The sequence below is a fragment of the Prosthecobacter dejongeii genome (assembly GCF_014203045.1).
Taxonomy (GTDB): Bacteria; Verrucomicrobiota; Verrucomicrobiia; order Verrucomicrobiales; family Verrucomicrobiaceae; genus Prosthecobacter; species Prosthecobacter dejongeii.
Genome location: NZ_JACHIF010000003.1, coordinates 283903 through 307903, shown reverse-complemented (window position 1 = coordinate 307903; position 24001 = coordinate 283903). Strand labels below are relative to the sequence as shown.

Genomic DNA, 24001 nt, shown 5'->3' with positions numbered 1-24001 from the left:
AGAAAATCGTGAGCTAAGAGCCCCTGAATACAGGGCAGTCACGCGTTTGCGCATCTCCCTCACGTCTCTAAAGCCCCTACATTGAACAGGCCTGAGGAAGAAAATCGTCAAGATCCTTGCGAGGAAACCCCTCATCAAGCTCCATAGGATCGGATTTTTGCAACTTGCAAGGAGATGGAAGCATAAAAACAGCCAAAGGAGCATGAAAATTAAACAGGCTCAAATCTGCTAGGCAATAAAGGCTTTATTTTCCTTTTTTTCTTAAGTTTCTAAACCCCCATTAATCCTCTGAAAATCATCACGGTTCGGTTCTTTTTATGAGAGGCTCTTATGGTCATCTATGAGATGCAATTTCGGCAGGCACAGCAGGCGCAGAGCGTAAGAAAGTGCGTCCTGAACTGGACGCTGGACGAGCCGACCCAGGCAGGATGTTTGATCTAAGATGGCTGTTTCATGAAGGCCCCCAAAGGGCACTACTAAGAGAGTGCGGAGGCTGAAAATCGCTATTGAACCATGCATAGGTGTCCCCTTTGCCAGGCCTTCTCATGAACTTACTTTTTGTTAGGCTGTAGAAGCGATAGCTCGATTGAACCATCGAAAGATGCATCACCACAGCGTCAGACTTGTCACGGGCTTTCCCGGTCCAGCCCTGCTTCTGCGCTTGTCCTTTATCTCGTATCCCGATAGAACGGTGTAGGAAATACGCGTTTCCCCATCCCAACCTCCACCTGCCATGTCCTCCTTCCTTGCCGAAGTCCTCGGCACCCTTATCCTGGTTCTCCTCGGAAACGGCGTCGTCGCCAACGTCGTGCTCGGTCAGACGAAGGGGAACAACGGCGGCTGGATCGTCATCACGGCTGGGTGGGCCTTTGCTGTCACCATCGCCGTTTATTGCACCAGTGCCATCAGTGGTGCGCACCTGAACCCCGCCGTCACCCTGGCCATGGCCAGCATTGGCAAGTTCGACTGGGCCTTGGTTCCCAGTTACCTGGCCGCGCAGATGCTGGGGGGCTTTCTAGGGGCCGTTCTCGTCTGGCTAGCCTACCTACCGCACTGGAAAGTCACGCCAGATGCCGGGGCCAAACACGCGGCTTTCTGCACCACACCCGCCATCCGCCACCCCATCTCCAACCTCCTTTGTGAAGCCATCGGCAGCGCCATGCTCGTGATCGGCCTGCTCGCCATCCTGACGCCAGAAAACCTCGTGCCCGGCACTGGCTTTGACAAAGCTTTCTCCCCTGCCCTGGTGGGCATCCTCGTCTGGTCCATTGGCCTGTCCCTCGGCGGTCCCACGGGCTACGCCATCAACCCCGCGCGCGATCTTGCCCCCCGCCTGGCTCACGCCCTCCTGCCCATCTCAGGCAAAGGTAGCAGCGACTGGGCCTACGCCTGGATCCCCGTCTTAGGCCCCATCCTGGGCGGCATCGCGGGTGCCCTCCTCTACCAGGCCCTGTGGTTCGTCCCCACCTTGCAGCATTAGGTCGTTTCCAAAATCTTGCCCGAAAAGCGGCGGCGAAGCGGGACGATAGGCAATGGTTTTCGATTGGCAGTTATCCTCAAAGGAGCAGCCTGTGTTTTTGCTTTGCCATTGATCCCACAGCATCCACCTTTTCATTCGGACAATCTTTTGGAAATCGGTCTTTGCTCGCGTGCGATAGCTGTCCCCATGGAATACACAGGCGTTGGCCCGATGGCGATGGGATCTCATGAGCTGAGTCTCGCCTCTTGGCGAAACTCCAGGAGCTGTTTGTTTGGCCTTACAACCTATCCCAAGACAGCGGCGGAATGACTGGAGGGAGGAAACCTTACCGCCCCCCTGAAGATTCAAGCCTGCACCCGAAGCGCACCATTTCACCAAAACATACTGGTGCTAGCGGCACGTATCAGCCTCGCCCTATCGAGACGCAAAAACCTCCCCCTTATGGCTACTGCACTTTTAGACCAGAGTTCATTAACGCAGTTTGGGACAGCACTGTCTCTTGGCGGCCATTCTAAGCTTATGCCCACTCTTTTTCTGACAACGTTTTTGACAACCAGTGCACGACTAAGGCGACCTAAAACCGGCCGCAATAGGAATGGGGGAAGGACAGGGGCTGAATCGAAAGACTCCAGCACCCAAAAACCAAACAGCCCATCGAATGATGGGCTGCGAGGAAGGTGATTATAAAAGGGCGGCTAGACTAGATATCGTCTTCCACCAGTTCGATGTTTTTGCCACCGAGCTTCTCAAGAAAGGACTTGGTGCCTTCTTGGGAGAACTTGGGATCGCGAGCTTCGATGCAGACAAAGAAGCCATCATCGGAGAACTTAGCGAAACGCTTGGAGACAAACAGGGGGTGATTCAAACGTGGCAGGCCGATCATGGAGAGCAGGCCGAAAAGCACCGTGAATGCGGAGAATAGAATCGTCAGCTCGAACATCACTGGGAAGAACGCAGGCAGCGTCCAGATGTGAGTGGGCTTGGCCTGCACGACGGTGGGGTACGTTTCAGCCAAGGTCTGAAGGAATCCGAAACCAATGTCCGACCAAAAAGTGGTCTGGGTAAGGGTCTGAAGGGTAAAGGCCACACAAGTGCCGGTCATCCCGCCGAAAAAGACGAAGTAAGGCAGCTTGGAGCGTTTCACGCCCATGGCATGGTCCATGCCGTGAATCGGAAACGGCGTATGCACATCCCAGCGCTGGTAGCCAGCATCGCGGACATGCTCGGCGGCATGATAGAGATCCTGAACGCTGTCGAATTCAGCGAGGAAGCCGTGTACTCTTTTGAGGGTGGTGCTCACGATGGATTTAAAAAGGTGAAATTTGAAATCCGCATCAGGCGACGGTCTTGGCCACGTGGCGGTCGGAGTAGTTCATGAGGTCCTCCTCCTGGATGCCCTTCTCGTCGTGATCGCTCGCATGAGGATTGGACTGAGGCAGCACGCCCTTGACTTCACCGATAGCGATGACAGGCAGGAAACGCAGGAACAACAAGAACAGCATCATGAACAGGCCGAAGGTGCCAAGGAAGGTGTATTTATCCACCCAAGTCGCCTCATACACACGCCAGGAACCAGGGGTGAGGTGGCGCTCCAGCGTGGTGGCGATGATGACGTAACGCTCAAACCACATGCCGGCATTCACGCACATGCAGACAAACATGACGACCCAGAGATTGTGGCGGAAGGGGCGATACCAGAAGAGCTGAGGAGCAAACACGTTGAACCCGAACATGAAGTAGTAAGCCCAGGTGGAAGGACCGTAAAGACCGCGAAGCTGGAAGGTCTGAAGCTCATACTTGTTCGCACCGTAGTAAGCGATGAAGAACTCCATGCAGTAAGCGTATCCGACGATCGTTCCTGTGAGCAGGATGATCTTGGCCATGTTATCAATGTGCTTCGGCGTGATGAGGTCACCCAGGCCATAGATCTTCGAGACCGGGATCATGAGCGTGAGCACCATGGCGAAGCCGCCGAAGATAGCACCAGCCACGAAGTAAGGCGGGAAGATGGTGGTGTGCCAGCCAGGAACAATGGAGGTGGCGAAGTCGAAGGACACCACGGAGTGCACGGAAAGCACCAGCGGAGTGGAGAGCGCGGCCAACAGCATGTAAGCCGTTTCATAGTGGCTCCAGTGACGGTTGGCACCGCGCCAGCCCAGGGAGAAGATGCCGTAAAGGGTCTTGCGAAGGCCAGGCTTGCAGCGGTCACGGAGAGTAGCCAAGTCAGGCACCAAACCGAGGAACCAGAACACGGCGGACACCGTGAAGTAGGTGGACACGGCGAACACGTCCCAAAGAAGCGGCGACTTAAAGTTCTGCCAGACGGCGTTGGCATTCGGGATCGGAGCCAGGAACCACACCATCCAAACACGACCGACGTGGAAGGCCGGGAATAGACCGGCGCACATCACCGCGAAGATGGTCATGGCCTCAGCCGCTCGGTTCACCGACGTACGCCACTTCTGACGAGTTAGGAAAAGAATGGCGGAGATAAGGGTGCCAGCGTGGCCGATACCGATCCAGAACACGAAGTTCGTGATGTCCCAAGCCCAAGCGACAGGCTGCTTCTGACCCCAAACACCGACACCGGTGGAGATGAGGTAAGTGAAGCAGAACACCGTGAGCAGCGTCAGCAGGACGGAAGGAACAAACAGCACCCACCATAGCATGGGCTGCTTGTTTTCCACGATCCCGCAAATGCGGTTGGTGATCCAGGAGTAGGAACGGTTGTTCAGCACCAGAGGCTCGCGATCCAGGATGCGAGCGGGGCCAGTGTGGGCTTCCGTTGAGTGAGTGGTAGCGGTGGCTTCCATGGTTCCGGCTTAGATTTGGTGGGCGCTCCAGGCGGCAATGTCTTTCCAGCCTGGCATGTTTTTGTTAGGATTGCGCAGACGGGCCAGGTAGCTCGTGCGAGGCTGGGTACCGATGTATTTGAGAAGCTGATAGTTGCGAGGGGAAGCCTTCGACTTCACCACAGCAGATTTCGGATCGGCAAGGTCACCGAAGACGATGGCATCCGTGGAGCAAGCAGCCTGACAGGCCACCTTGACGGAATCCGTCGGGATGCGGAAGTTCTTCGAATCACGCTGCTTCTGCTTCTGCTGGATCTTGGCTGCTTCCAGGCGCTGGACGCAGTAGGTGCACTTCTCGATGACACCACGCATACGAACCGTGACGTTCGGGTTCTTCTGAAGCTGCACGGATTCACGCACACCGGTCTTCTCAGTGGTGGAAAGCGGGCCCCAGTAAAGCTCGTCCAGAGGACGCTTGTTATAGTCGAACCAGTTAAAACGACGAGCTGTGTAAGGACAGTTGTTGGCGCAGTAACGGGTGCCGATGCAACGGTTATAAGCCATGGCGTTCAGACCATCCGTGGTGTGCACCGTCGCATTCACCGGGCAGACGGTTTCACAAGGAGCGGATTCGCACTGCTGGCAGGCAACGGGCTGCTGCACCATCTCAGCATTTTCAAGCTGCTCGACGGTTGGCTCGATATTGACGTCGTCCGACTTCGCGTTGCTCTCACCCCACGTGGCGCTGGCGAAGTAGCGGTCCATACGGATCCACTGCATGAGACGGCCTTTACGGACCTGGTCTTTACCGACAACGGGAATGTTGTTTTCGGAGGTACAAGCGATATTACAGGCGTTGCAACCCAAGCACTTGCTGAGGTCGATCGACATGCCCCACTGATGCTGCTTCTCGTAATCGAAGCCTTCGGGATTCGTCTCGCTGCGCACGCCCACCTGCCCTTTGTAGAAGGAGATGTTCTGCGGGATGTGGCCGTCCATACCCGTAGTCTGGGCAAAGTCAGGCTTCTTGGCGAAGGTGTCGAGGGTGCCTTCACGATAAAGGGCGCGGCCTTCCATCGTGTTGTGCTCCTGGGTCACCGCCAGATCATAATATTCTTCGAGCTTCTCGATCTTAGCGCCAGTGAAGACGTAGTCTCCCAGCTTCTTGCGCAGCGGGTAGGCGTTGAAACCACGGACAAAACCTTTGCGCTTATCGAAGTCGCCCGAGCCGATGAAACCAAGGTTTTCCTGGCCGTAACCGACCGGGATCGTAATCGAATTCGATACGTGGCCGGGAGCTTCGATGGCGGCGATTTTCAGGACCGTGTCACCAATAGTGATTTGGACCTTCTGGCCTTCTTTGAGACCCAGTGAACGGAAAGTGGCGGCACCGATCCAGGCGGCGTTGTCCCAAGTCAGTTTGGTGATTGGATCTGGAGCTTCCTGCAACCAAGCGTTGTTGACATAACGACCGTCATAGACACCTGAGTCTGGCGTAAGGACGACTTCGAGGGAGTCAGCAGTCGGTGCGACAGGGGCGATCTTGGCAGCAGCGACCAAAGTGCTGATGGCAGCGGCATTCACCACACCGGCAGCCTTCACGTAGGAAGAGCCTTTGAGGAAACCATCGCGCAGGGTCAGGTTCCACTTCACTTCATCCAAGCTACCTGCAACAATGCTGAAAGTGTCACGCACTGCCTGATAAGCAGGATCCTCCGGAGCAGGGGCACCGGCTTCTACCTTGGCAGCTTCCGCAGGGCCGATTTTCTTGCGGCCCAGGATGGCGAGAAGCAATTCGGTTTCGCTGACACCGTCATAGAGAGGCAGGATCAGCGGCTGGACGATGGAGTAAGTGCCATCCGCAGCGCGGACGTCGCTCCAAGATTCCAGGTAATGAGCTGAAGGGATGTGCAGAGCAGCTTTCGAAGCGGTGAGGTCAGCCAAGTGACCTAGATGGATCAACTGAACAGCCTTGTCCTTGATCGTTGTGGCCAGAGATGCGGCGTCTGGGGCATCGAACAAAAGATTGGAAGGCGTGAGGGAGATCACAGTCTTCACCGTGCCAGCGGTCAAAGCCGTGGTGAGATCGGTCAGGGTGCCTAATTCAGCTTCGCCCGTGGACTGCAGCAGGCCAACGGTTTCACCGTAAGCGCCGAGGGCATTGTTGATAGCGGCAACGAGGGCGTGAACTTCAGCGCCGTAGCGGGAACCTGCGAGAACAACGGACTTGCCTTTGTTATCCAACAAGTCTGCGATGGCCGGAGCCAGCCACTTCTTGAGCTCTTCGGAAGCTGTGTCTGCCAGAGCTTTGGCGGAGGCTTCCCCAAGTTCCGAAGCGATGACCGCTGCGGCAACAGGGATGAGGCTGGCAGCCAGAGGCTTGCGGTGGTCGGCCATACCACCCGTGACGGTGTAACGGTTTTCCAGCGCGTAGAGACGGTTCATGTCACCGCCAGGAGCGTCTTTGGAACGCTGCTTGGTGAACTGCTTGATCGGCTCGCCTGCGACAGGGTCGAGACCGAGGAAATCACAATCAAGCGAAAGGATGCGCAGCGCCTTGCTGAAGCGCACAAAGGTCTTCACACCGGCACCCAGCACATCTTTGTTGGACTGGGCGAGACCTTCAGTGCCGAGAGCTTCGTAACCGATAAGCTTGACCTGAGGCAAAGCCGCCTTGATTTCGCCCAGGAGGCGATGGGTGGTCGGAGACGTGGTGCTGCCGATGACAAGGGCCAGATCGGCACCTGCGGTTTTCTTGGAGGCTTCAAGAGCCGCCGTCAGAATCTTATTGGCAGACTCCCAGGAGGTTTTTTTGCCAGCAGCCAGAGGGGCCTGGGAACGCTCTGGATCATACACGTCCAGGATGGAGGCCTGAGCGAAGCTGTCCAAACCACCACCGAGGGGGTGAAGAGGATTTCCCTGAAGGTGCGTGGGGCGGCCTTCATGGGTGATGGCGACGATTGGGATGGCACCCGTGGCAGTCGGCTTGACAGTGGCGTAAAGAAGAGGCTTGCCAGGAACGACCCACTCCACGTGGTCGGTGTAAGGCAGGATGTTCGTTAGCGGACGGCGGCAGGATGCCAGACCCATCATGGCCGTGGAAGCCCCCATGAGCTTGAGGAAATCACGGCGAGAGGTCTCGCGCTCTTCCTCGTTCAGAGTGTCACCAGCGGGAAACTCGACACCGAGTTTGTTCAGAAACTCCGAGCGCTGCTCAAGTTCGCCAGTGCTGCGCCAGTAGCGCTTGCCGGTCTGAGGCTCTTCGGGGTGATTCCAGATGCGTTTCATGAGGGGCGATAAAAAAGGGGCGCAGGGTTAGCGGTGGCAGGATGTGCAGTTTTCAGGTGGTTGCACCTGCCAGTGCTTCTTGAGCTGGCTGCCCACTTCGAGCTGGGTCACCTGCTTGCCAAAAGTGAGGGAGGCCAGAGAGACAAGCTCTTCAACCGAGGCAGCTTTACCGCCCTCCTGGATGGTTTCGGCGATCTCGCCGGCCTTCACGCCTTTAGCGATAAGGCTCTGATAGAAAGAAGCACGATCAAGCTGCTCAGGCTTATAATTTAGGTTTGTGATCTGGTCCAGCGGGCGCAACTTCTGCTCAGGATTGCGGTGGCAATCGAGACACCAGCCCATGGACTGGGGCTCCGCATGTTTCACGATTTCCATCTCATTGACCTGTCCGTGACAGGACTGGCAGGAGATGCCGCGATTCAAGTGAGCGCTGTGATTGAAATAAACATAGTCAGGAGCCTTGTGCACCTTCACCCAGGGGATCGGCTGCTTGGTCTCGTGAGCCTTGACGACCAACTCCAATTTCGGACTGGCCGATTTGATGTTGCCTTTGCCCGGGCCATGGCAGTTAAAGCAAGTCTGATTGGTCGGCACGTTGGCGTGACTGGAATTCTCCACAAAGGAGTGACAGTAACGACAATCCAGGCCGAGCTGGCCTGCGTGAATCTTGTGGGAGAATGGCACAGGCTGTGTCGGCTCGTATCCCACCCGTGTGTACTTCGGTGTGAAATAGTACGCGACGCCCACACTCACCCCAAAAGCGATGAATGCGACCCCGACGGCCAGCTTGAGAGGCAGCCAATTGGTCCAACGCGGAAAGAAATTACCCATAAAATCTCGGTGAATGCGCTTGTGAAAAATTTCACAAGCAGGTTAGAGAATAGAAGTCCGGGAGGGCTTTGCAACTCTGGAAATGAATTTTTTAGCTGTTTCTGAGACGAATGCACAGCCTGAATGTCGTCACCACTCCAGATGGAGAACTTTGCGCTTCAGATCAAAGGTGACGCAGTAGTCCTTGAGGAAAAAGCTGCCTACCCGGGGTGGCCCTGGGGAGATGTCCACTTCTGCCTGGGCAAATCGGTCTCCGATAAGCGTCAAATCCGATAATTTCACAGTGCGCAAATTGGCTTGATGGGAGCTGACCGTGCCACCGACGCCCATGAGGTACATGCCGCGGATGGTCTCCCCCTGGTCCTGCACCCCCAAGCGTTTGGCCACTTCTTCGCTGATTTCGATGCCATTGAAGGAGCCGCTATCCACGATCGCTTCCCAGCTTTTACCCCCGGATTTGAGGATGATATGAGGCACGCCTTGTTTCACTGTGAACGGGGCCTGGGCCTTTCGCGTCTTTGCCTGCGGCTTGAAGGCTGAGCCAAAACCGAAGGTGATGTGCTGCGTCCGGTAATCCAGCGTCAGGTAGGTGCAATGGCGATGCGCCAGATCAAAACCAAGGAGACTTTTAGGAAAGGCCGAATGGACGACGCGATTTTCAAACGTGCGAACGAGGCAAGGGTAACCATTCAGCGTCCAGTCCCCAATGACGAGCGGATTCAGCAGGCCGATGCGCCCCTCCTCCCTACCCACCACGCCCTGCAACTGAACGGTGGCGGCCTCCGCATTCAGGACGGATACGCCATGTGACACCGCCGTACCTGCCTGGATGATGGTGCGTGAGGCCCCTGTATCATACATCATGGGTGTGAAGGCCTGGCCATTGATGGCAGCCTTCATGACAGGTACCCCACCGACCAGTCGGAATGGCAAGGTCACAGGTCGGGAAGGGCGGACGTTTTCCCGGCTCATCTGCTGGAGAAATTGATCCTTGGTCAAAGCCTTGGCATCCATCTTAGCCAGCGTCTTGGCGGGTACCTGACGGTGATCCGCTAATTCCGAACAACCAACCAACCAGGGTAAAAGAAGAAGGGCAAAAAGCAGACGCATCGCTGGCCGATCTAACGGGGGCTGCGGACCGCCGCAAGGATGAATGCGAGGCTGGGCGAAAGCGCGGGTCTTTGACAGACTCGGAGCAGGCTTGAAAACACAGAGCTTGTGGTTATCCTACCACCATGAAATCTCCTGCGTTGGAAAAAAAAGTCAGCGAGCTCCAACTGCGAGTCGCCGAAATCGAAGCCAAAATGAGCGGCCCTGAGTCCAAAGGCTGGCGCAAGATTTCGGGAGCAGCCAAGGGGGACAACCACCTCGCCGAAGCTCTAAAATTAGGCAGTCAATGGAGGAAAAGAGCCAATCAGGAGGATTGGTGAGGTGGCTTTTACCATCCTCGATACCAATCATTTTGCCGAGCTGGTACATGGCACCGAACGGGGAGAAAGACTGAAACAACGGTTTTCGAAACATGAAGCCGATGTTTTTACTACCATCATTACAGCTCAAGAAGTGACGGAAGGCTGGTCGGCCTTTATTCGAAAACAAAAGGCGGGTAGCGCCAAACAAATTCACGGCTATCAGCAGTTTCAGCACAGCCTCGAATTGTTGATGGACCTCTCAATCCTTCCCTTTGATTCTAACTCGGCGGCTGTTTTCTTGCGCCTGCGCAAGAGTTTTCCACAGGTCGGCACACAAGACCTGAAAATCGCGGGCATCTGTATTGCCCATGACGCCATCTTGCTCACGCGCAATCTCAAGGACTTTAAATCCCTGCCTGACCTACAAGTGGAAAATTGGCTGGACTGAGGGAAGGCTGCCTGCTGCCTCTTCGTGCATTTGTGCACGGTGGTTTGAAGGAAGTGGGCTTTTCAGTCCGTGGTATAGGTCCCCCTCTGTTTGATGTCTTTGCTCGCACGCCACCCCATTCTTCGCCTTTTCGCCTCGCCTCAGCACCTGTGGCGCACTGTCTCGCTAGGGATGAAGAGCATTTGGCTCAACAAATTACGTTCTTTCCTCACAGCTCTAGGGGTCATCTTTGGCGTGGCCTCGGTGGTGGCAATGTTGGCCATCGGAGAAGGGGCCAGCCATGAGGCGCAAGAGCAGATCCGCCGCCTGGGCAGCCAGAACATCATTTTGGAAAGTGTGAAACCCCCCGATGGCCAAGGCTCCTCCGCAGAGGCGCGCAGCATGGTGCTGGAATACGGCCTGACCACGCGGGACATGCAGCAAATCCGCCAAACAGTACCGGGCGTCAGCGTGGTGGTACCCAGCCGCATCCTGAGTGAAAACATCTGGAATCTGGACCGCAGTGTGGATGGGCAGATCCTAGGCGTGCTGCCCGTTTACCCGGAGATGCGGAATCGCCGGGTGATTCAAGGGCGCTTTTTTACCGACCTGGAGCTTCAGGAAAAACTGCCTGTCTGCGTGCTGAACCAGACGGCTGCGACCAAGCTATTCCCACTTTCCACCCCCAAAGGCAAATCTGTGCGGGTGAAAGGCTATTACTACAAGATCCTGGGCATCATGGAAGATGAGGGGCAGCGCATCGGCGGAGAGGGCGGCAGCAGCGCCAGCAATGCGGGCAGCGCCCAGGTGATGATCCCCTTTTCCACCTTGATGGATCAGTATGGGGAAACTTTTTTTCGCATGCGCAGCGGCAGCTTTGAGGCGGAAAAGGTGGAGTTCCATGAAGCCATCGTCAGGGTGGACGATGTGACCCAGGTGGAAAGCCGCGCGAATGCCATCCGCCATCTACTGGGTAAGAACCACAAAAAAGAAGACTGGCGCATCATCGTGCCCGTGGAACTGCTGCGGCAGGCGGAGCGCACCAAGCAAATCTTCAGCATCGTGCTGGGCAGCATCGCCGCCATCTCCCTGCTGGTGGGGGGCATCGGCATCATGAACATCATGCTGGCCAGTGTGACGGAGCGCACGCGGGAGATCGGCATCCGCCGTGCCATGGGTGCGCGCCAGGCGGACATCGTGGTGCAGTTCCTCATTGAAACCGTTCTGCTTTCAGGTGCAGGCGGGGTGATGGGCGTCATTCTCGGGGTCTCCATCCCCATCGCGGTGGAGCACTTCGCGGGGGTGACCACGGTCGTGAAAGTCTGGTCCCCTGCCCTCGCTTTCCTCATCTCCGTTTTTACGGGCATCGCTTTCGGCATTTATCCAGCCCGCCGCGCTGCGCGAATGAACCCCGTGGAGGCCCTCCGCCACGAATGACGTCGGTCTTTAGTTGCTGAATCCATAATTATTGCTGTATTTCACAAAAATACCCGCCAAAACTGTCACGAATGAAGAGAATTCTCATTATTGATGATCACCAACTGATGCGCGACGCTTTCAAGCACGCGATGATGACGCTGGGCACCTACGAATTCGGTGAGGCAGGCACTTACCAAGAAGCGCAGGACATGATGGCCACGCAAAACTGGGATGTCGTCATTTTGGATGTCACCATCCCTGGTCGCAACGGGCTGGATTTCCTGGCGGAAGTGAAAGCACGCCCACATGCCCCCGCCGTTCTCGTGTGCAGTGGGCACGATGAATCCGTCTATGGAGTACGAGCTTTCAAAGCGGGAGCCGCAGGGTATGTGTGCAAAAGTGCCGGCACGGGCGAGTTCCTCAAGGCGGTGAAAGAAATCCTGGTGGGGCAAAATTACATCAGCCCGAATTTAGCACAAAATCTAGCCGCTTTTGTCCGGTCAGACTTCCAAGAACAGCCACACACCACGCTGTCTGAGCGCGAATTCCAAGTGCTGCGCAAACTGATCAATGGCGATGCGATCAAGGAAATCGCTTCGGATTTGAATCTTAGCAGCAAGACCGTCAGCACCTACCGGGTGCGCTTGATGGAAAAGCTGCGGGTCAAATCTCTGCCTGAACTGGTGCAGTACTGCATCCAACACGGGCTGATGGAAAAGGCAGGCTAGACCGTCTGCTTTTGCCAAGATACGAAGGGGATCCCTTCCCCAAAAAACGAAGTTTCTGCACTACGAGACATCAAAGATCTCGGCAGTTCCTCATCCTAACCCTTCCCAAACAGGCACGGTGCGGAAGAATGTCTCCGAGGAGCGGGAGTTAATCGGCAGAAGACCATGTTTTTTTTGGCGCTGATCTTCGGCACCGTTCCTCCTGCCCTTGAGGGTTTCGAAGCATACTCTACGCACGTTACTTTTTCAGCATCTCCTCGGCCCAGGTGAGGATGCGGCCCACTTGCTCGGCATCTTCGGCGATTTTTGCGGCCTCAAGAGCGGTCTTTGCTTCGATCAAGCGCCTAACCAAAGGAATAGAAACGATGGATTGAGCGGCGACTTCCACATCGGTGTAGCGTTGTTTCAGCACAGTCAGATCAGTATCGCCCGGTGAGAACTGGCTGAAGTCCGGCGCGGGGACCGTGGCAGTTTGATCCAGTTCACTTTCGAGGATGAGTTCATCCAGCGCCTGGCCAGCAGCGCCGTAGTCGCCTGCCCGCATGAGGGAGACGATGGCCTGGCCACGGGCCTGCATGGCCTGAGTGGGGGGCACGCCCAGGGCATCCACGGCGGTTTTGAGACGTTGGGCTTTTTCCTTCACCTGCGCTTCAGCACTGCTGCGTTTGCCCTGGCGGCTGGGGGCTAGGTTCACGGCCTTGGCCTGCTGCTCGGGGGTGAGGACATCCCGCAGGGCCAGCAGGGTGCGCAGGCGCAGTTTCTTCACCTCAGCTTCCGCTGCGAGCAGCGGGGTCAAAGCCGCTTCCGCTTCTGCCGCTGTGGTGGTGGGCTGGCGGAGCAGGCGCGTGAGTTCCTTTTCATGCTCACGCACTTGTTTTTCCACGGGCTCAGCCTCCGCCATGACATCCTTGACCAAAGTCGTCATTTTTTCTTCCTGATCTTGGGTTAGGCCCAGTTCAGGTTTGACGGAGGTGATCATTTCTGGGGTCAAAAGACCGGCCTCCAGCCAGTTTTCTGGCCCGGCGATGAGAGGGGAGGTGAAGCAAAAAAGAAGCAGGAAAAAGTGTTTCATGGCAGTTCGATTTGAAGGTGGGCAGGAAGAAGGAAATCACTGGGGCTGGCGGCGTGGGTCTCCAGCCCGGCAAAGAGCGGCGTAGAGGGGCGATCAAGCAGCACTGGCAGGGCCTCGACCAGGCGTGGAGTGCGGGCAGGTAGGGCCAGCCAGGTGACCAGGGCCAGCAGGGCGGCGGCTCCCAAAGGCAGGGTGAAGAGTCGTAGATTCAGCGCGGGTTTTTGCTCACGCGCCGGAGCTTGAAGAAACCGGGGCGACCACCCAGGTGCCTGCTCTTGCTCGGCCTGGCGCTGGGCCTGGAAGCGTGCGCGGAGATCGTTATCGGAGACGGGTTTCATGGTCGGAGTCAGGGGTTTGTAAGAGGCTGCGCAGGCGGGCCTTGCCACGTTCGTAATGCTGCCGCACGGAGCCCAGCCCCACCTTCATGACGAGGGCGGCCTCGCTCAACGTGAGGTCTTGGTAGAAGACGAGGTGCAGCACCTCGGCCTGGCGTGGGGGCAACTGAGAGAGAGCGGCACGCAGTTGCAAAGTTTGTTCGTCCAGCTCCACCTGCCGGGAGGGTGAAGGGCGTGGATCGTGGGATTCTCCCTGGAATTGAGCCCACAGTTTGCCCAGCAGGGTTTCGCGGCAGCGCAGCCGCCGAAATTCTTCGTGCGCGGTGTAGCGGATGACGCCGAACCACCAAGTCTTGAAGGTGGAGGTGCCCGCAGGATGGGTGCGGCCCTGGGCCAGTTTCAGGTAAGCGTTTTGCAGCACCTCCTCCGCCCGTGAAAAGTCCCCCGCGCAGCAATGCAGAGCCCAGCCGTGGGCATCGGCATGCAGGGCTTCGAGTTGGTTGGCGAGTTCGCGCTCCATTCATTTGCCCTCTAGGTGACCTGGGCCTGCGGTCTGTATGACAGTGCTGTTTTAAGAGCCGGGAATGTAGATCCAAAACGTGGCACCGCCGCCTTCGCGATTTTGCCCGCCCGCATTGCCTCCGTGGGCCATGGCGATGGAGCGCACGAGGCTGAGCCCCAGGCCCATGCCGGAAGTCTTTGGCCGGGCGGCACTGCCGCGTACGTAGCGGTCCCAGATGACTTCCAATTCCTCTGGATGCAGGCCAGGGCCAGTGTCTTCCACGGTGATGATGGCCCCGGTGCCTTCGCCCATCCAGCTCACTTTGATCTCACCGCCGGCATGGGTGTAGGCCAGGGCATTGTCCAGCAGATTGGAGACTGCCTGGGTCAGCAGTTCGCGGTCCACATTCAAGGTGAGGCTGAGGCCAGTGCCGAGGGTAAGAGTCAGCCGACGATCTTCGGCTGCGGGGATAAAGAGCTCCACCAAACTGCTGAGAAGACCATCCAATGAAGTGACCTGACGATGCAGGCGCAGGGCCACATGATCCCCCGCACGAATGGTGAGGAGGGTCTGCACAAGCTGGGTGGCACGGTCAATTTCCTCCAGGCTGCGGGCGGCGGCCTCGCGGGCCATCACATTGTCGGTTTGATCATGAAAGTGCTCTAGGTTCCCACGCACGCGTGCCAGCGGGGTGCGCAGCTCATGGGCGAGGAAATCATTCGTGGACTGCAACTCACGCGTGAGTGCGCGGATCTGGTCCAGCCCGGTATTCACCACGCTGGCCAGGGCCTTCAGTTCCGGGATGGCGCTGGGGGCGCGCAGCCGCGCACTGCTGCCGGGCACGCGCATGCGCTCAGCACTGATGATGAAGGACTGGATGGGCCGCAGCACGTCATTGAGGAACCACACCACGGGCAGGAAGGAGATGAGCGCAGCGGTGAGGCCGGCGAACCAGAGATGCCGCTCAATGTTCGCTAGGTGCCGCCGCGCCTGCGCATCTGACCGGCCAAACCACAGCGTGTTCCCATCCCACAGCCGGATGGCCCCCACGTGCAGGCGCAGGGTTTGGTCTGGGGAGGTCACTTCCATGAGGTCCATATCGCCAGCCTCCAGCAGGAATTTCACGGTCTGCTCAGGCCAGGTGAAGGCCTTCATTTCAGCGGGAATCTCCTCATGCAGGACCTTGCCAAAAGCGGTGGTAAGGCGCAGGCCATTCCAGTCAATGTGCTGGCTGGCATGAAAGACTTTTTTCATCCCATTGAGCCCGCCATTCGTGTACAGCACGGAGTATTCGATGAGGTCATCGGTGACACGATTGCGATCCACCTGGCGCATGTCCTGGCTGACGGCGATCCGTACGAAGGTGAGGATCAAGAGAATGTTCACGATGACAATGAGGCCCATGAGCAGGGCCAGACGCCAGAGTGAGGGGAGTTTTTCAGGCCAGAGTTTTGAAAACATATCCTTTGCCTCGAATGGTCTCGACCAAGATGCCGCTGCCTGGCATTTCCAGTTTACGCCTCAGTCGGCAGACCATGGCATCCACCACATTGGTGCCGGGGTCAAAGTGGATGTCCCACACCTGCTCCAGCAGAAATTTTTTCGGCAGCACGCGGCCCTCATGATTCATCAGCACCTCCAGCAGGCACCACTCGCGAGGTTGCAGCTCCACGCTTTCCGCGCCGCAGCTCACGCGGCGGCGCACGAAGTCCAGGCGGCATTTGCCGAGGATGCGGTGGGTGGGCACATGATTATTCACTCGGCGGTGCAGCGCCTCCAGCCGGGCCATCAATTCCTCCACCGCAAACGGCTTGGTCAGGTAATCATCGCCTCCAGCGGCCAGGCCACGCACGCGGTCAGACACCTCCGCCCGGGCGGTGAGAAAGAGCACTGGCGTGCGCAGCCCGCCCCGGCGCAGCTTTTGCACCAGGGTGAAACCATCCGTGTCTGGCAGCCCCACATCCAGGATGATGACGTCATATCCCTGCTGCTTCAGCGCCGCCAGGGCCTCTGCACCGGACTTTTCCCACTGCAAGCGGTGGCCGCCATCCGCCATCCACACGGCCACTTGGCGAGCGAGCTCAGGTTCATCTTCGACAAGCAGGAGATTCATGAAAAAAGTTTAGAGGGTACTAAAGAAACGGGAAGCTGAGGTGAAAGTGTCTGCTTGCGACGAATGGGCGTAAGCATCTACGATTCAGAGAATCTTTCAGAAAAATTCGGCCTATTTTTGATTCATCATTACCAAACGGTAAGGTGACTTTCGGGGGTTTGTTTCGATAAAGTGCAGTCGTTCGTGAATATCACGAATATACATCAATATCCCCCACTTGATCCACACACGGTTTTCGAATCGTTCTACACTTTCCACCTCGCCATGCGCCGCTACTTAGCATTTTCATTCATCGTTCTCGCCCTAGCTGGCGCGATGACTGCTATGCTGAAAGTCCATGCCGAGCATCCGATGCAGAGCCCGCATCCGGAAAACAATTCTGGGAGATCCACCGCTCCGGGGGGGGTTGGTGGGCACCAGTCGCAACTCTCGGCGGTACCTGGAAACATCTGATTCCGGGTGCCGCCGAGATCGTTCGACTCTCCCTAGCGCAAAGCGCGCCACGCTTTCTCAAAAGACTTAGGTGAGCTATCCTGCGCCCCGTAGCGTGCACTGGCATACTGCTGAGCCAGGGCCACTACCTCTGGCTTGCTGCTGCTAAGGCGCTGGGCATAGGCCAGGGGACCTTCATTTTCCCTTCTTGCGGGTAGGCCTAGGCCTTCAAGATGACGGCAAAAACGCCGCCAAGTTTGCTGCCAGGGGTCCGTCTGCCGCGCGGGACGGCGCAGCCACAGGCCCATGAGCCCCGCCATCAGCACGACTAAAAAGGCACTGATGATGAGGAGGTAAGACTTTTTTAAACCACTGGCCCCCAGCCAGCTCAACCAGCCGAACTGGGACTCGCCATCGAAGTTGATGACCATCTTGTACCACTGGTAGTTCACCTGCTCCCACATCTGACGGGCCTGCTCCATGGACCGCCAAAGGAAACTATTGCGCTGCCGCTCCAGGGCCTCTTCACCACCCAGGAAACTCTGCAGTCCCAGGTCTAGACGCCCAGGAGCGAGAGCAGCGGTGGGGTCCACCCGCATCCAGCCCGCGCCATCCAGCCACACTTCAGCCCAGGAATGCGCATCCGATTGCCGCACGATCATGTGCGTGCCCGTCATGGAAAGTTCCCCACCCAGGTAACCCATGACGACCCGGGAGGGCACGCCAGCGGCCCGCATGAGGGTGGCAAAGGAGGCGCTGAAATGCTCACAAAACCCGACGCGCCGACGGAGGAAAAAGTCCTCCAGAGCGGTGGGGCCTAAATAGGAGCCGGGCTCCAGCGTGTATTCAAATCCCTGAGTGCGCAGGTAATTGAGCCCCGCCTGCACCACCTCGGTATCATTGGCCGCACCAGCCCGCCAGCCCTGGGCGAGCTCGCGCAGGCTGGCGGAAAGGACGGGCACACGCAGGGCGGCATTTCGCTGAAAGTCTGGCAGCGGTTCCCAGGTGAGCTGGGGGCGGGAGTGCACCTCGATCTGGCGCATCTTACGCACGGTGTCGTGAGAGTTCAGCACGCGCTCGGAGGAGAGCTGGTAACTATTTCCTCCGCCGGAGCCGCGCAGGGGGTAATCCAGGCCGGGCAGCCAGTATTGGCCATGAGGCTCCAGCGTGATGATCTGGCGGATGTCCTGCCCCTGGCGCTCGCGATTGCCACTGGGCGCATAGCTGAGCGTGAGGCCACGGCTCCAGCTCAGCCCCTGGCAATCCCACAGGACCACACAGCGCCAGTAACGTTGATTGTTAGGCGGCATATTGCCATCGGGGAACTCCACGCGGAAGGCGGTCTCGGTGCTGCGGGCCACTTGCAGGACCTTGCCGGGATCTAAAGAGGAAGGCACGCCTGTGACGGCGGTGCGGCCAGAGCCGAGACGGACGAGGTAGTCCAAACTCACGCGGGGAAAGGTGAGGAAAAGCAGCACCACCAGAGGCAGGGCCTGGAGTAAAATCCGCCCCGTGAGCCGCGCCGGGCCCCACACACCCGGCACCCCACGGCGAAAACGCACCATGCAGCCTGCGATGAGGATGTAAGCAGTGAACATGAGCAGGGAGCGGGTGATGCTTTGATCCGCCATGAGGCCACAGAGGCAGAGAAACCAGCCGATGATGGCGATGACCTGGAAGTCATGAGGCGTGCGAGATTCCAGCATTTTACCGCCGGTCAGCACCACCAGCACAGCGATGCCTGCCTCCATGCTCATCAAGTCTCCCTGACTGAAATACACACCGGCGATGCCGATGACGATGACCGCCAGGGGTAACCAACGATGCTTCACGGGCTGGGTGAGAAGACTGCGATAAGACAGGCTCAAAAACAGTAGCAACAGCACCGGCAGGGCCACGAGATCCTGCAGGGGAAGCGCGGTGAAAAAGAGGACGGCGCTGAGCAGGGCCAGGGGGCCACGTGGCACGCCTGCCCGGTGCTCATGGCTAGCGGGCACCTTTACCGGACGGGTGGTTTCAGCAGCAGACAGGCCACCGGTGTGGATCTCAGCCAGAGCGGCGAAGCAGCGGCGTGCGTGGGTCTCCCCCTGGCCTGCGGGGATGACCTGAGAAGGCAGCTTCAGCGAGTAGGCGTGGCCCTGCTGCTCGCACATCTGGATCCAGCGCACCAACTGCCCGGCGCGCTCACTCACGGGCAGCGGCAGGGCATCCCAGTCCATGGCCACCGTTTCATTCACACCTCGAGCCCAGGTTTTCACCAGCAGCGGGCGGCCCCGGGCGACGGCGCGCCAGTCAATGTGCTTTGGGGAATCTCCCGGCTGCCATTCACGCAGACCGCCGAAGTCATCGCCCTCACGACTGGGGATGGACTGGCCCCCACTGCGACCCGCTGCGCTGTTTGAAGGCTGCGGCTGAGGAGTGGGTAGGGGTAAGTTTCCTGAAGCCTGCGGCAGGGCCCGGCGCGTGAGTTCCACATTCACCACGCGCTGGGCACGCAGCAGGCCCAGCGGGTAAGCACTGCGCAGCAGCAGCTTCACAGGCCCCGCACCCGCAGGCAGGCGGAGCTGCAGCCGCACGGACTGGCCACTGGGGATCTGCTCCACAAAGGTGCTTTTTAGCGCGCCGATGACGAGGATCTCCAGACCGCACGGCGTCATGCCAGAGGCGGCGCGCAGTTCCACCGGCAGCACCTCCCCCTGGCCTGCCTGATAAAGCGGCGAGGCGCCCACGCGGACTTCCAGCCCGCGCAGATTTGCCCGTGCATAGACGTAACTGAGCACGCCCAGTGCCAGGGTGGAAAAGGCCAGTAGGTAGGCCGCCCCGTTTGCCTGTACAGCCCCGGCATACCCCATGACGGCACACAGACCTAACCAAGCAAGTGTGTGCAAACTGAAACTGATGCGCGTGCCGGGGCGGGTGACCACGGTGGAGCGCGGGCCAAAGGGCAACCACGCTAAAACACGGCCCAGCCACCCGAGGTCGGGGAGCTCATCCTGCCTGGTGCCAGCCTGACTCATGGGGGGGAATGAAAGGGGGCGGTTTACGGAATGGGGGTTTCCTCCAGCAGGCGCAGCGCCATCTCACCATCGCCCTCCAGGCGGTGAGACATCACGGCAGCGCCCACGTCCTGCACATCCTCCGGCAGCACCAGGGTGCGCCCCTGGAGCAGGGCCCAGGCACGGGCCGCATTCAGCAGGGCCAAACCCCCGCGTGGGGAAAGCCCGCGCCCGTTTACCCGGCTAGCGGCAAGGACGTCCTGCACGTAGTCCAGCAACGGCGCTGAGACGTGCACCTGCCGCGCCTGGAGCTGCATCTGCTGCATCTCTGCCCAGGGCAAGATCTCAGGCATGGCCTTCAGCATTTCCCTGCGGTCCTGCCCCTGCAAAATGGCGCGCTCCGCAGTGCGGTCTGGCACCCCCAGAGCGAGGCGCATGAGGAAACGGTCCAACTGCGATTCCGGCAGCATGAAAGTGCCGATCTGGGAGGAGGGATTCTGCGTGGCAATGACAAAAAACGGCTGCGGCAGGGAATGCGTGATGCCGTCTGAGGTGACACGGCCTTCCTCCATGGCCTCCAGCAGGGCGGATTGTGTCTTCGGCGTGGCGCGGTTGATCTCATCTGCCAGCAGCACCTGCGTGAAGACCGGGCCGGGATGGAAGACAAAGCTGCCCGCTTCCCGATCATAAATGGAGGCCCCTAAAATATCCGCCGGCAGCAGGTCACTGGTGAACTGCACACGGCGGAACTGCAGGCCCAAAGACTGAGCGAGCGCCTGAGAGAGCAGGGTTTTGCCCACGCCGGGTTGATCTTCAAACAAAAGATGGCCACGGGCCAGCAGGCAGGTCACCGCCAGACGGATGACTTCCTGTTTGCCCAAGATGATCTGGGAGATGCCTTCGATGAGGCTTTTCAGCTTCGCCTGGGTCTGTTGGGCCACGGCTTCAGGCAGGACGGCATCGGGAGTAGAGGGGGGACGAGCAGACACAAAAGTGGGGGGATTGGTGATTTTTGGAGTGTCGCTTTTTCTGAACCGCTCTGGCAAGCTCTCATCCGCATCTCACATAGAATTTACGTCTGAAAATATCTGACCGGACATCTCCGTAATCTCCCGCTCATGTCGTACACGTTTCCTCGCTCCTCGGACCTCTTTGCCCGCGCTCAAAAAAGCATCGCGGGTGGCATCAACAGCGGCATTCGGAAAATGGAGGTGCCGGTGCCGCTCTACTTTGACCACGGCCAGGGCAGTCGCCTATGGGATGTGGATGGCAATGAGTACGTGGACTTTCAAACCGGCCAGGGTGCCCTGCTGTATGGTCACGCCCCCGCAGGCATGGCGGCGGCCATCGCCACCCAGGCGAAAAAAGGCACCCACTGGGCGGCCCAATGCGAGCTGGAGATCGAGGTCGCTGAGCGGCTGCAAAAGATGATCCCGGGGGCAGAGCGTGTGCGCTTTAACAACTCCGCCACCGAGGTGGTGCTGGCTGCCTTTCGCCTCGCCCGCGCTCACACAGGGCGGAAGTTGATCCTGAAATTTGAAGGTCATTACCATGGCTGGGCGGATGAGGGGCTGGTGGGCTTTGCCCCGCCGCCGGACCAGTGGGGGACGGAGGAGGAGCCGACCCGCCTGCACCCCAGCCGGGGCGTGATCCCAGAGGTGCTGGAGCAATTTGTGGTCGTGCGCTGGAATGACATCGAGCACCTGCGCCGCCGGGTGGACCAGTATCGCGGGCAGATCGCCGCCATCGTTTTTGAACCCGTGCTGTGCAATACGAGCTGCATGGAGCCCGTGCAGGGCCTGCTGCAAACCATCCGCGAGCTGTGTGATCGCGACGGTATGATGATGATCGCGGATGAAACCATCACGGGCTTTCGCTTCGGTGCCGGGTGTGCACAGACGCATTACGGGGTGGTACCAGACCTGACCATCCTAGGCAAGGCCATCGGTGGCGGTGTGCCCTTTGCCGCTCTGGTGGGCAAGGAGGCCTCGTTTGCCAAGATCCTCAACGGTCAAGTGGTGCATGCAGGCACGCTCAATGCGAACCCGCTCTGCCTCGCCGCAGCCAAATGGTGCCTGGATCAAATCCTGGACCTGGGGGATGCGCATCCGCATCAGCTCATCGGCCTGGGACAAAAGATGATGTCTGGCCTGCGCACTCTGGCCGATGAACACGGCATCCCCCTGCGCCCGCAGGGCCCTGGGCTGGTCTTTCACACCACAATGCTGAAACCCGGCGCCGCTGAAGGTCCTGTTACCAGCTACCGTGATTACGTGCAGCGGCAGGATGCCCCGCGCTGGGCACATTTGCGACGTTGTTTGTTAGAGGAAGGCGTGCGCGCCATCGAACGCGGTCTGTGGTTCCTGAGCCTGGCCCACACCGAGGCAGACGTGGATGAGGCGCTGAAGCGGGCCTCGAAGGCCTTTGCCCGCCATGCAGCGGAGTGGAATGCGTGAATGTTAGCAGCCACCGAGAGCACGGGCCACGAAAGTTGGAGGTAATGCTCCCACCTCGTGTCTGTACCCTGGTAGTCTTCCCCTTATGAGCCGCCCCCCTCGCATCTTGCTCGCCGGACTTTTCCACGAGACGCACACTTTTCTCGAAGGCACCACCGCGCTGGAGGACTTCACCCTACGCCGGGGTGATGAAGTGCTGGCGCTGAAAGGCGATGCCTCACCCTTTGGTGGGGTGCTGGATCTGGCCGTAGAATTTGGCTGGGAAATCCTACCCATGGTGGACTACCGCGCCCAGCCGAGCGCCCTGGTCGAGGATCTGGTGATCGAGGCTTTTTGGGCCGATTTTCAAGAGCATGCCGGGCCGCATCTCACCGCCGGGGTGGATGGTATTTTCCTGGTACTGCACGGGGCCATGGTCTCGCAGTCCTATGACGATGTGGAGGGGGAGCTGCTGCAGCGGCTGCGGGCACTGCCAGGGGCAGGGCATTTGCCCATCTTCGGTGTCTTTGACCTGCATGCAAATTTCACCGCGCGCATGGCGGCCCTGTCTGACTGCCTAGTGGCCTATCGCCAAAATCCGCACACCGATGCCCGTGAAGCCGCCTGTGATGCCGCCAGGCTGATGCAGCGCTGCCTCACGGGAGGCGAGCAGCCTAACCAACAGTTCGCCCACCCGCCCCTCATGTGGCCGCCGACGGGCACTGGCACCGCCAGTGAGCCCATGCTGAGCCTAGAGGCCATGGCTCGTGAGATGGAGCAGGAGCCGGGCATCTGGGCCGTGAACGTGGTGGCCGGTTTTTCCTTTGCCGATACGCCAGATACGGGCGTGAGCTTTGTCATCGCCGCGACTGTGGATGCCAGCGCGCATTTGAAAAAGCTGTGCGATACCGCCTGGTCCCTGCGCAGCCTGGGCAATGCCACCGAGCCAGCACTGAGCGAGGTCATCGGTGGTCTCACCACGCCTGCAGAAGGGCTGACCGTGGTGGTGGAACCCTCCGACAACATCGGCGGCGGGGCCCCTGGAGATGGCACCGGCCTGATGCGGGCCTTCATTCACTGGCGCGTGCCAAACTGCGCCGTCTGCATCGCCGATGCCGAGGCGGTGGCCACGGTGAGCAAGTACCGCACCGGCGACCGCGTGATGGTTTCCATCGGTGGCAAAGGCAGTCGTCTGGATGCCGGGCCGGTGGAGATCGAAGTGGAAGTGGTCTCCCACAGCACGGGAGAATTTACCCTGGAGGATGAGCAAAGTCACCTCGCCTCCATGAGCGGTGGCCACTTCAGCATGGGCCCGTGTGCGGTGGTGCGGCATAAGGAGCTAACGATCCTGCTGACCAGCATCAAGACCCCGCCCTTTGACCTCGGCCAGTGGCGCAGTCAGGGGCTGGAGCCCCAAGACTTTTCCGTCATCGGGGTGAAGGCCGCCGTGGCGCATCGGCGCGCCTATGATCCCATCGCCACGCGCATGATCTGGGTGCATACAGCAGGCCCGTGCACCAGCCACCTCAGCACCTTGCCCTTTCAGAAAGTCACCCGCCCGATTTATCCGCTGGATGACATGGCCTAACGGAAAGTGTGATTTAAAGCGATAGCTCGGCGGGATTGAATGAAGGCGATGGGGGATCGCTGGTAGATCCAGAAGAGGGGGCGCAGCACCCAAAGCCTTGTTCGCAAGGGGGGGCGCTTTTTCCTGAACGACGCTTCTATCTTCCGCCCCC

General features: G+C 58.8%; 19 protein-coding genes. 7 read left to right on the top strand and 12 right to left on the bottom strand.

Annotation, left to right across the window (positions count from 1 at the left end; genetic code table 11):
• The first annotated feature begins 733 nt into the window (after positions 1–733).
• Positions 734–1480, top strand: coding sequence for an MIP/aquaporin family protein (locus HNQ64_RS09135; protein WP_184207734.1), 747 nt, complete (start codon positions 734–736; stop codon positions 1478–1480).
• Positions 1481–2180: 700 nt separating this feature from the next.
• Here HNQ64_RS09135 and HNQ64_RS09130 read toward each other — a convergent pair.
• From HNQ64_RS09130 to HNQ64_RS09110, 5 genes are all read right to left on the bottom strand, one after another.
• Positions 2181–2780, bottom strand: coding sequence for a quinol:electron acceptor oxidoreductase subunit ActD (locus HNQ64_RS09130; RefSeq protein ID WP_184207732.1), 600 nt, complete (start codon positions 2778–2780; stop codon positions 2181–2183).
• A gap of 34 nt (positions 2781–2814) precedes the next feature.
• Positions 2815–4293, bottom strand: coding sequence for an NrfD/PsrC family molybdoenzyme membrane anchor subunit (nrfD, locus tag HNQ64_RS09125; protein WP_184207730.1), 1479 nt, complete (start codon positions 4291–4293; stop codon positions 2815–2817).
• Between the two features lie 9 nt (positions 4294–4302).
• Positions 4303–7560: a TAT-variant-translocated molybdopterin oxidoreductase gene (locus HNQ64_RS09120; RefSeq protein ID WP_184207728.1), complete on the bottom strand. Its 3258-nt coding sequence runs from the start codon at positions 7558–7560 to the stop codon at positions 4303–4305.
• A 27-nt stretch (positions 7561–7587) separates the two neighbouring features.
• Positions 7588–8391 carry a cytochrome c3 family protein gene (locus HNQ64_RS09115; RefSeq protein ID WP_184207726.1) on the bottom strand — a complete coding sequence of 268 codons (804 nt, stop codon included), beginning with the start codon at positions 8389–8391 and terminating at the stop codon, positions 7588–7590.
• Positions 8392–8520: 129 nt separating this feature from the next.
• The gene (locus tag HNQ64_RS09110; protein ID WP_184207724.1) at positions 8521–9501 is read right to left on the bottom strand and encodes an aspartyl protease family protein; all 981 of its coding nucleotides are present in this window, start codon (positions 9499–9501) and stop codon (positions 8521–8523) included.
• Positions 9502–9626: 125 nt separating this feature from the next.
• Between HNQ64_RS09110 and HNQ64_RS09105 the strand changes: the two genes are divergently transcribed.
• The 4 genes from HNQ64_RS09105 (at position 9627) to HNQ64_RS09090 (ending at position 12377) form a co-directional block, all read left to right on the top strand.
• Positions 9627–9821: a hypothetical protein gene (locus tag HNQ64_RS09105; RefSeq protein ID WP_184207722.1), complete on the top strand. Its 195-nt coding sequence runs from the start codon at positions 9627–9629 to the stop codon at positions 9819–9821.
• 1 nt (position 9822) lies between these two features.
• Complete coding sequence (locus tag HNQ64_RS09100) at positions 9823–10251, top strand: PIN domain-containing protein (RefSeq protein WP_184207720.1); 429 nt, start codon at positions 9823–9825, stop codon at positions 10249–10251.
• Positions 10252–10344: 93 nt separating this feature from the next.
• Positions 10345–11667, top strand: a complete 1323-nt coding sequence (locus HNQ64_RS09095) for an ABC transporter permease (RefSeq protein WP_184207718.1) — start codon at positions 10345–10347, stop codon at positions 11665–11667.
• 71 nt (positions 11668–11738) lie between these two features.
• Positions 11739–12377, top strand: coding sequence for a response regulator (locus HNQ64_RS09090; protein ID WP_281382912.1), 639 nt, complete (start codon positions 11739–11741; stop codon positions 12375–12377).
• Between the two features lie 238 nt (positions 12378–12615).
• Here the strand turns inward: HNQ64_RS09090 and HNQ64_RS09085 are convergent, their stop codons facing one another.
• The 7 genes from HNQ64_RS09085 to HNQ64_RS09055 form a co-directional block, all read right to left on the bottom strand.
• On the bottom strand, positions 12616–13449 hold the full coding sequence (locus HNQ64_RS09085; RefSeq protein ID WP_184207714.1) for a periplasmic heavy metal sensor: 834 nt from the start codon (positions 13447–13449) through the stop codon (positions 12616–12618).
• The gene (locus HNQ64_RS09080; RefSeq protein WP_184207712.1) at positions 13446–13787 is read right to left on the bottom strand and encodes a hypothetical protein; all 342 of its coding nucleotides are present in this window, start codon (positions 13785–13787) and stop codon (positions 13446–13448) included. Before HNQ64_RS09080 ends, HNQ64_RS09085 begins: the two co-directional genes overlap by 4 nt.
• Positions 13768–14304, bottom strand: a complete 537-nt coding sequence (locus tag HNQ64_RS09075; RefSeq protein ID WP_184207710.1) for an RNA polymerase sigma factor — start codon at positions 14302–14304, stop codon at positions 13768–13770. The genes HNQ64_RS09080 and HNQ64_RS09075 overlap by 20 nt, the downstream gene beginning before the upstream one ends.
• Positions 14305–14355: 51 nt before the next feature.
• The gene (locus HNQ64_RS09070; RefSeq protein WP_184207708.1) at positions 14356–15747 is read right to left on the bottom strand and encodes a sensor histidine kinase; all 1392 of its coding nucleotides are present in this window, start codon (positions 15745–15747) and stop codon (positions 14356–14358) included.
• On the bottom strand, positions 15725–16399 hold the full coding sequence (locus HNQ64_RS09065; protein ID WP_184207706.1) for a response regulator transcription factor: 675 nt from the start codon (positions 16397–16399) through the stop codon (positions 15725–15727). Before HNQ64_RS09065 ends, HNQ64_RS09070 begins: the two co-directional genes overlap by 23 nt.
• Positions 16400–16884: 485 nt before the next feature.
• Complete coding sequence (locus HNQ64_RS09060) at positions 16885–19848, bottom strand: transglutaminaseTgpA domain-containing protein (protein ID WP_184207704.1); 2964 nt, start codon at positions 19846–19848, stop codon at positions 16885–16887.
• Positions 19849–19871: 23 nt separating this feature from the next.
• Positions 19872–20768, bottom strand: a complete 897-nt coding sequence (locus HNQ64_RS09055) for an AAA family ATPase (protein ID WP_184208264.1) — start codon at positions 20766–20768, stop codon at positions 19872–19874.
• Positions 20769–20945: 177 nt separating this feature from the next.
• Between HNQ64_RS09055 and HNQ64_RS09050 the strand changes: the two genes are divergently transcribed.
• The gene (locus HNQ64_RS09050) at positions 20946–22283 is read left to right on the top strand and encodes an aspartate aminotransferase family protein (RefSeq protein ID WP_184207702.1); all 1338 of its coding nucleotides are present in this window, start codon (positions 20946–20948) and stop codon (positions 22281–22283) included.
• 85 nt (positions 22284–22368) lie between these two features.
• The gene (locus tag HNQ64_RS09045) at positions 22369–23850 is read left to right on the top strand and encodes a M81 family metallopeptidase (protein ID WP_184207700.1); all 1482 of its coding nucleotides are present in this window, start codon (positions 22369–22371) and stop codon (positions 23848–23850) included.
• The last annotated feature ends 151 nt before the right edge of the window (positions 23851–24001 follow it).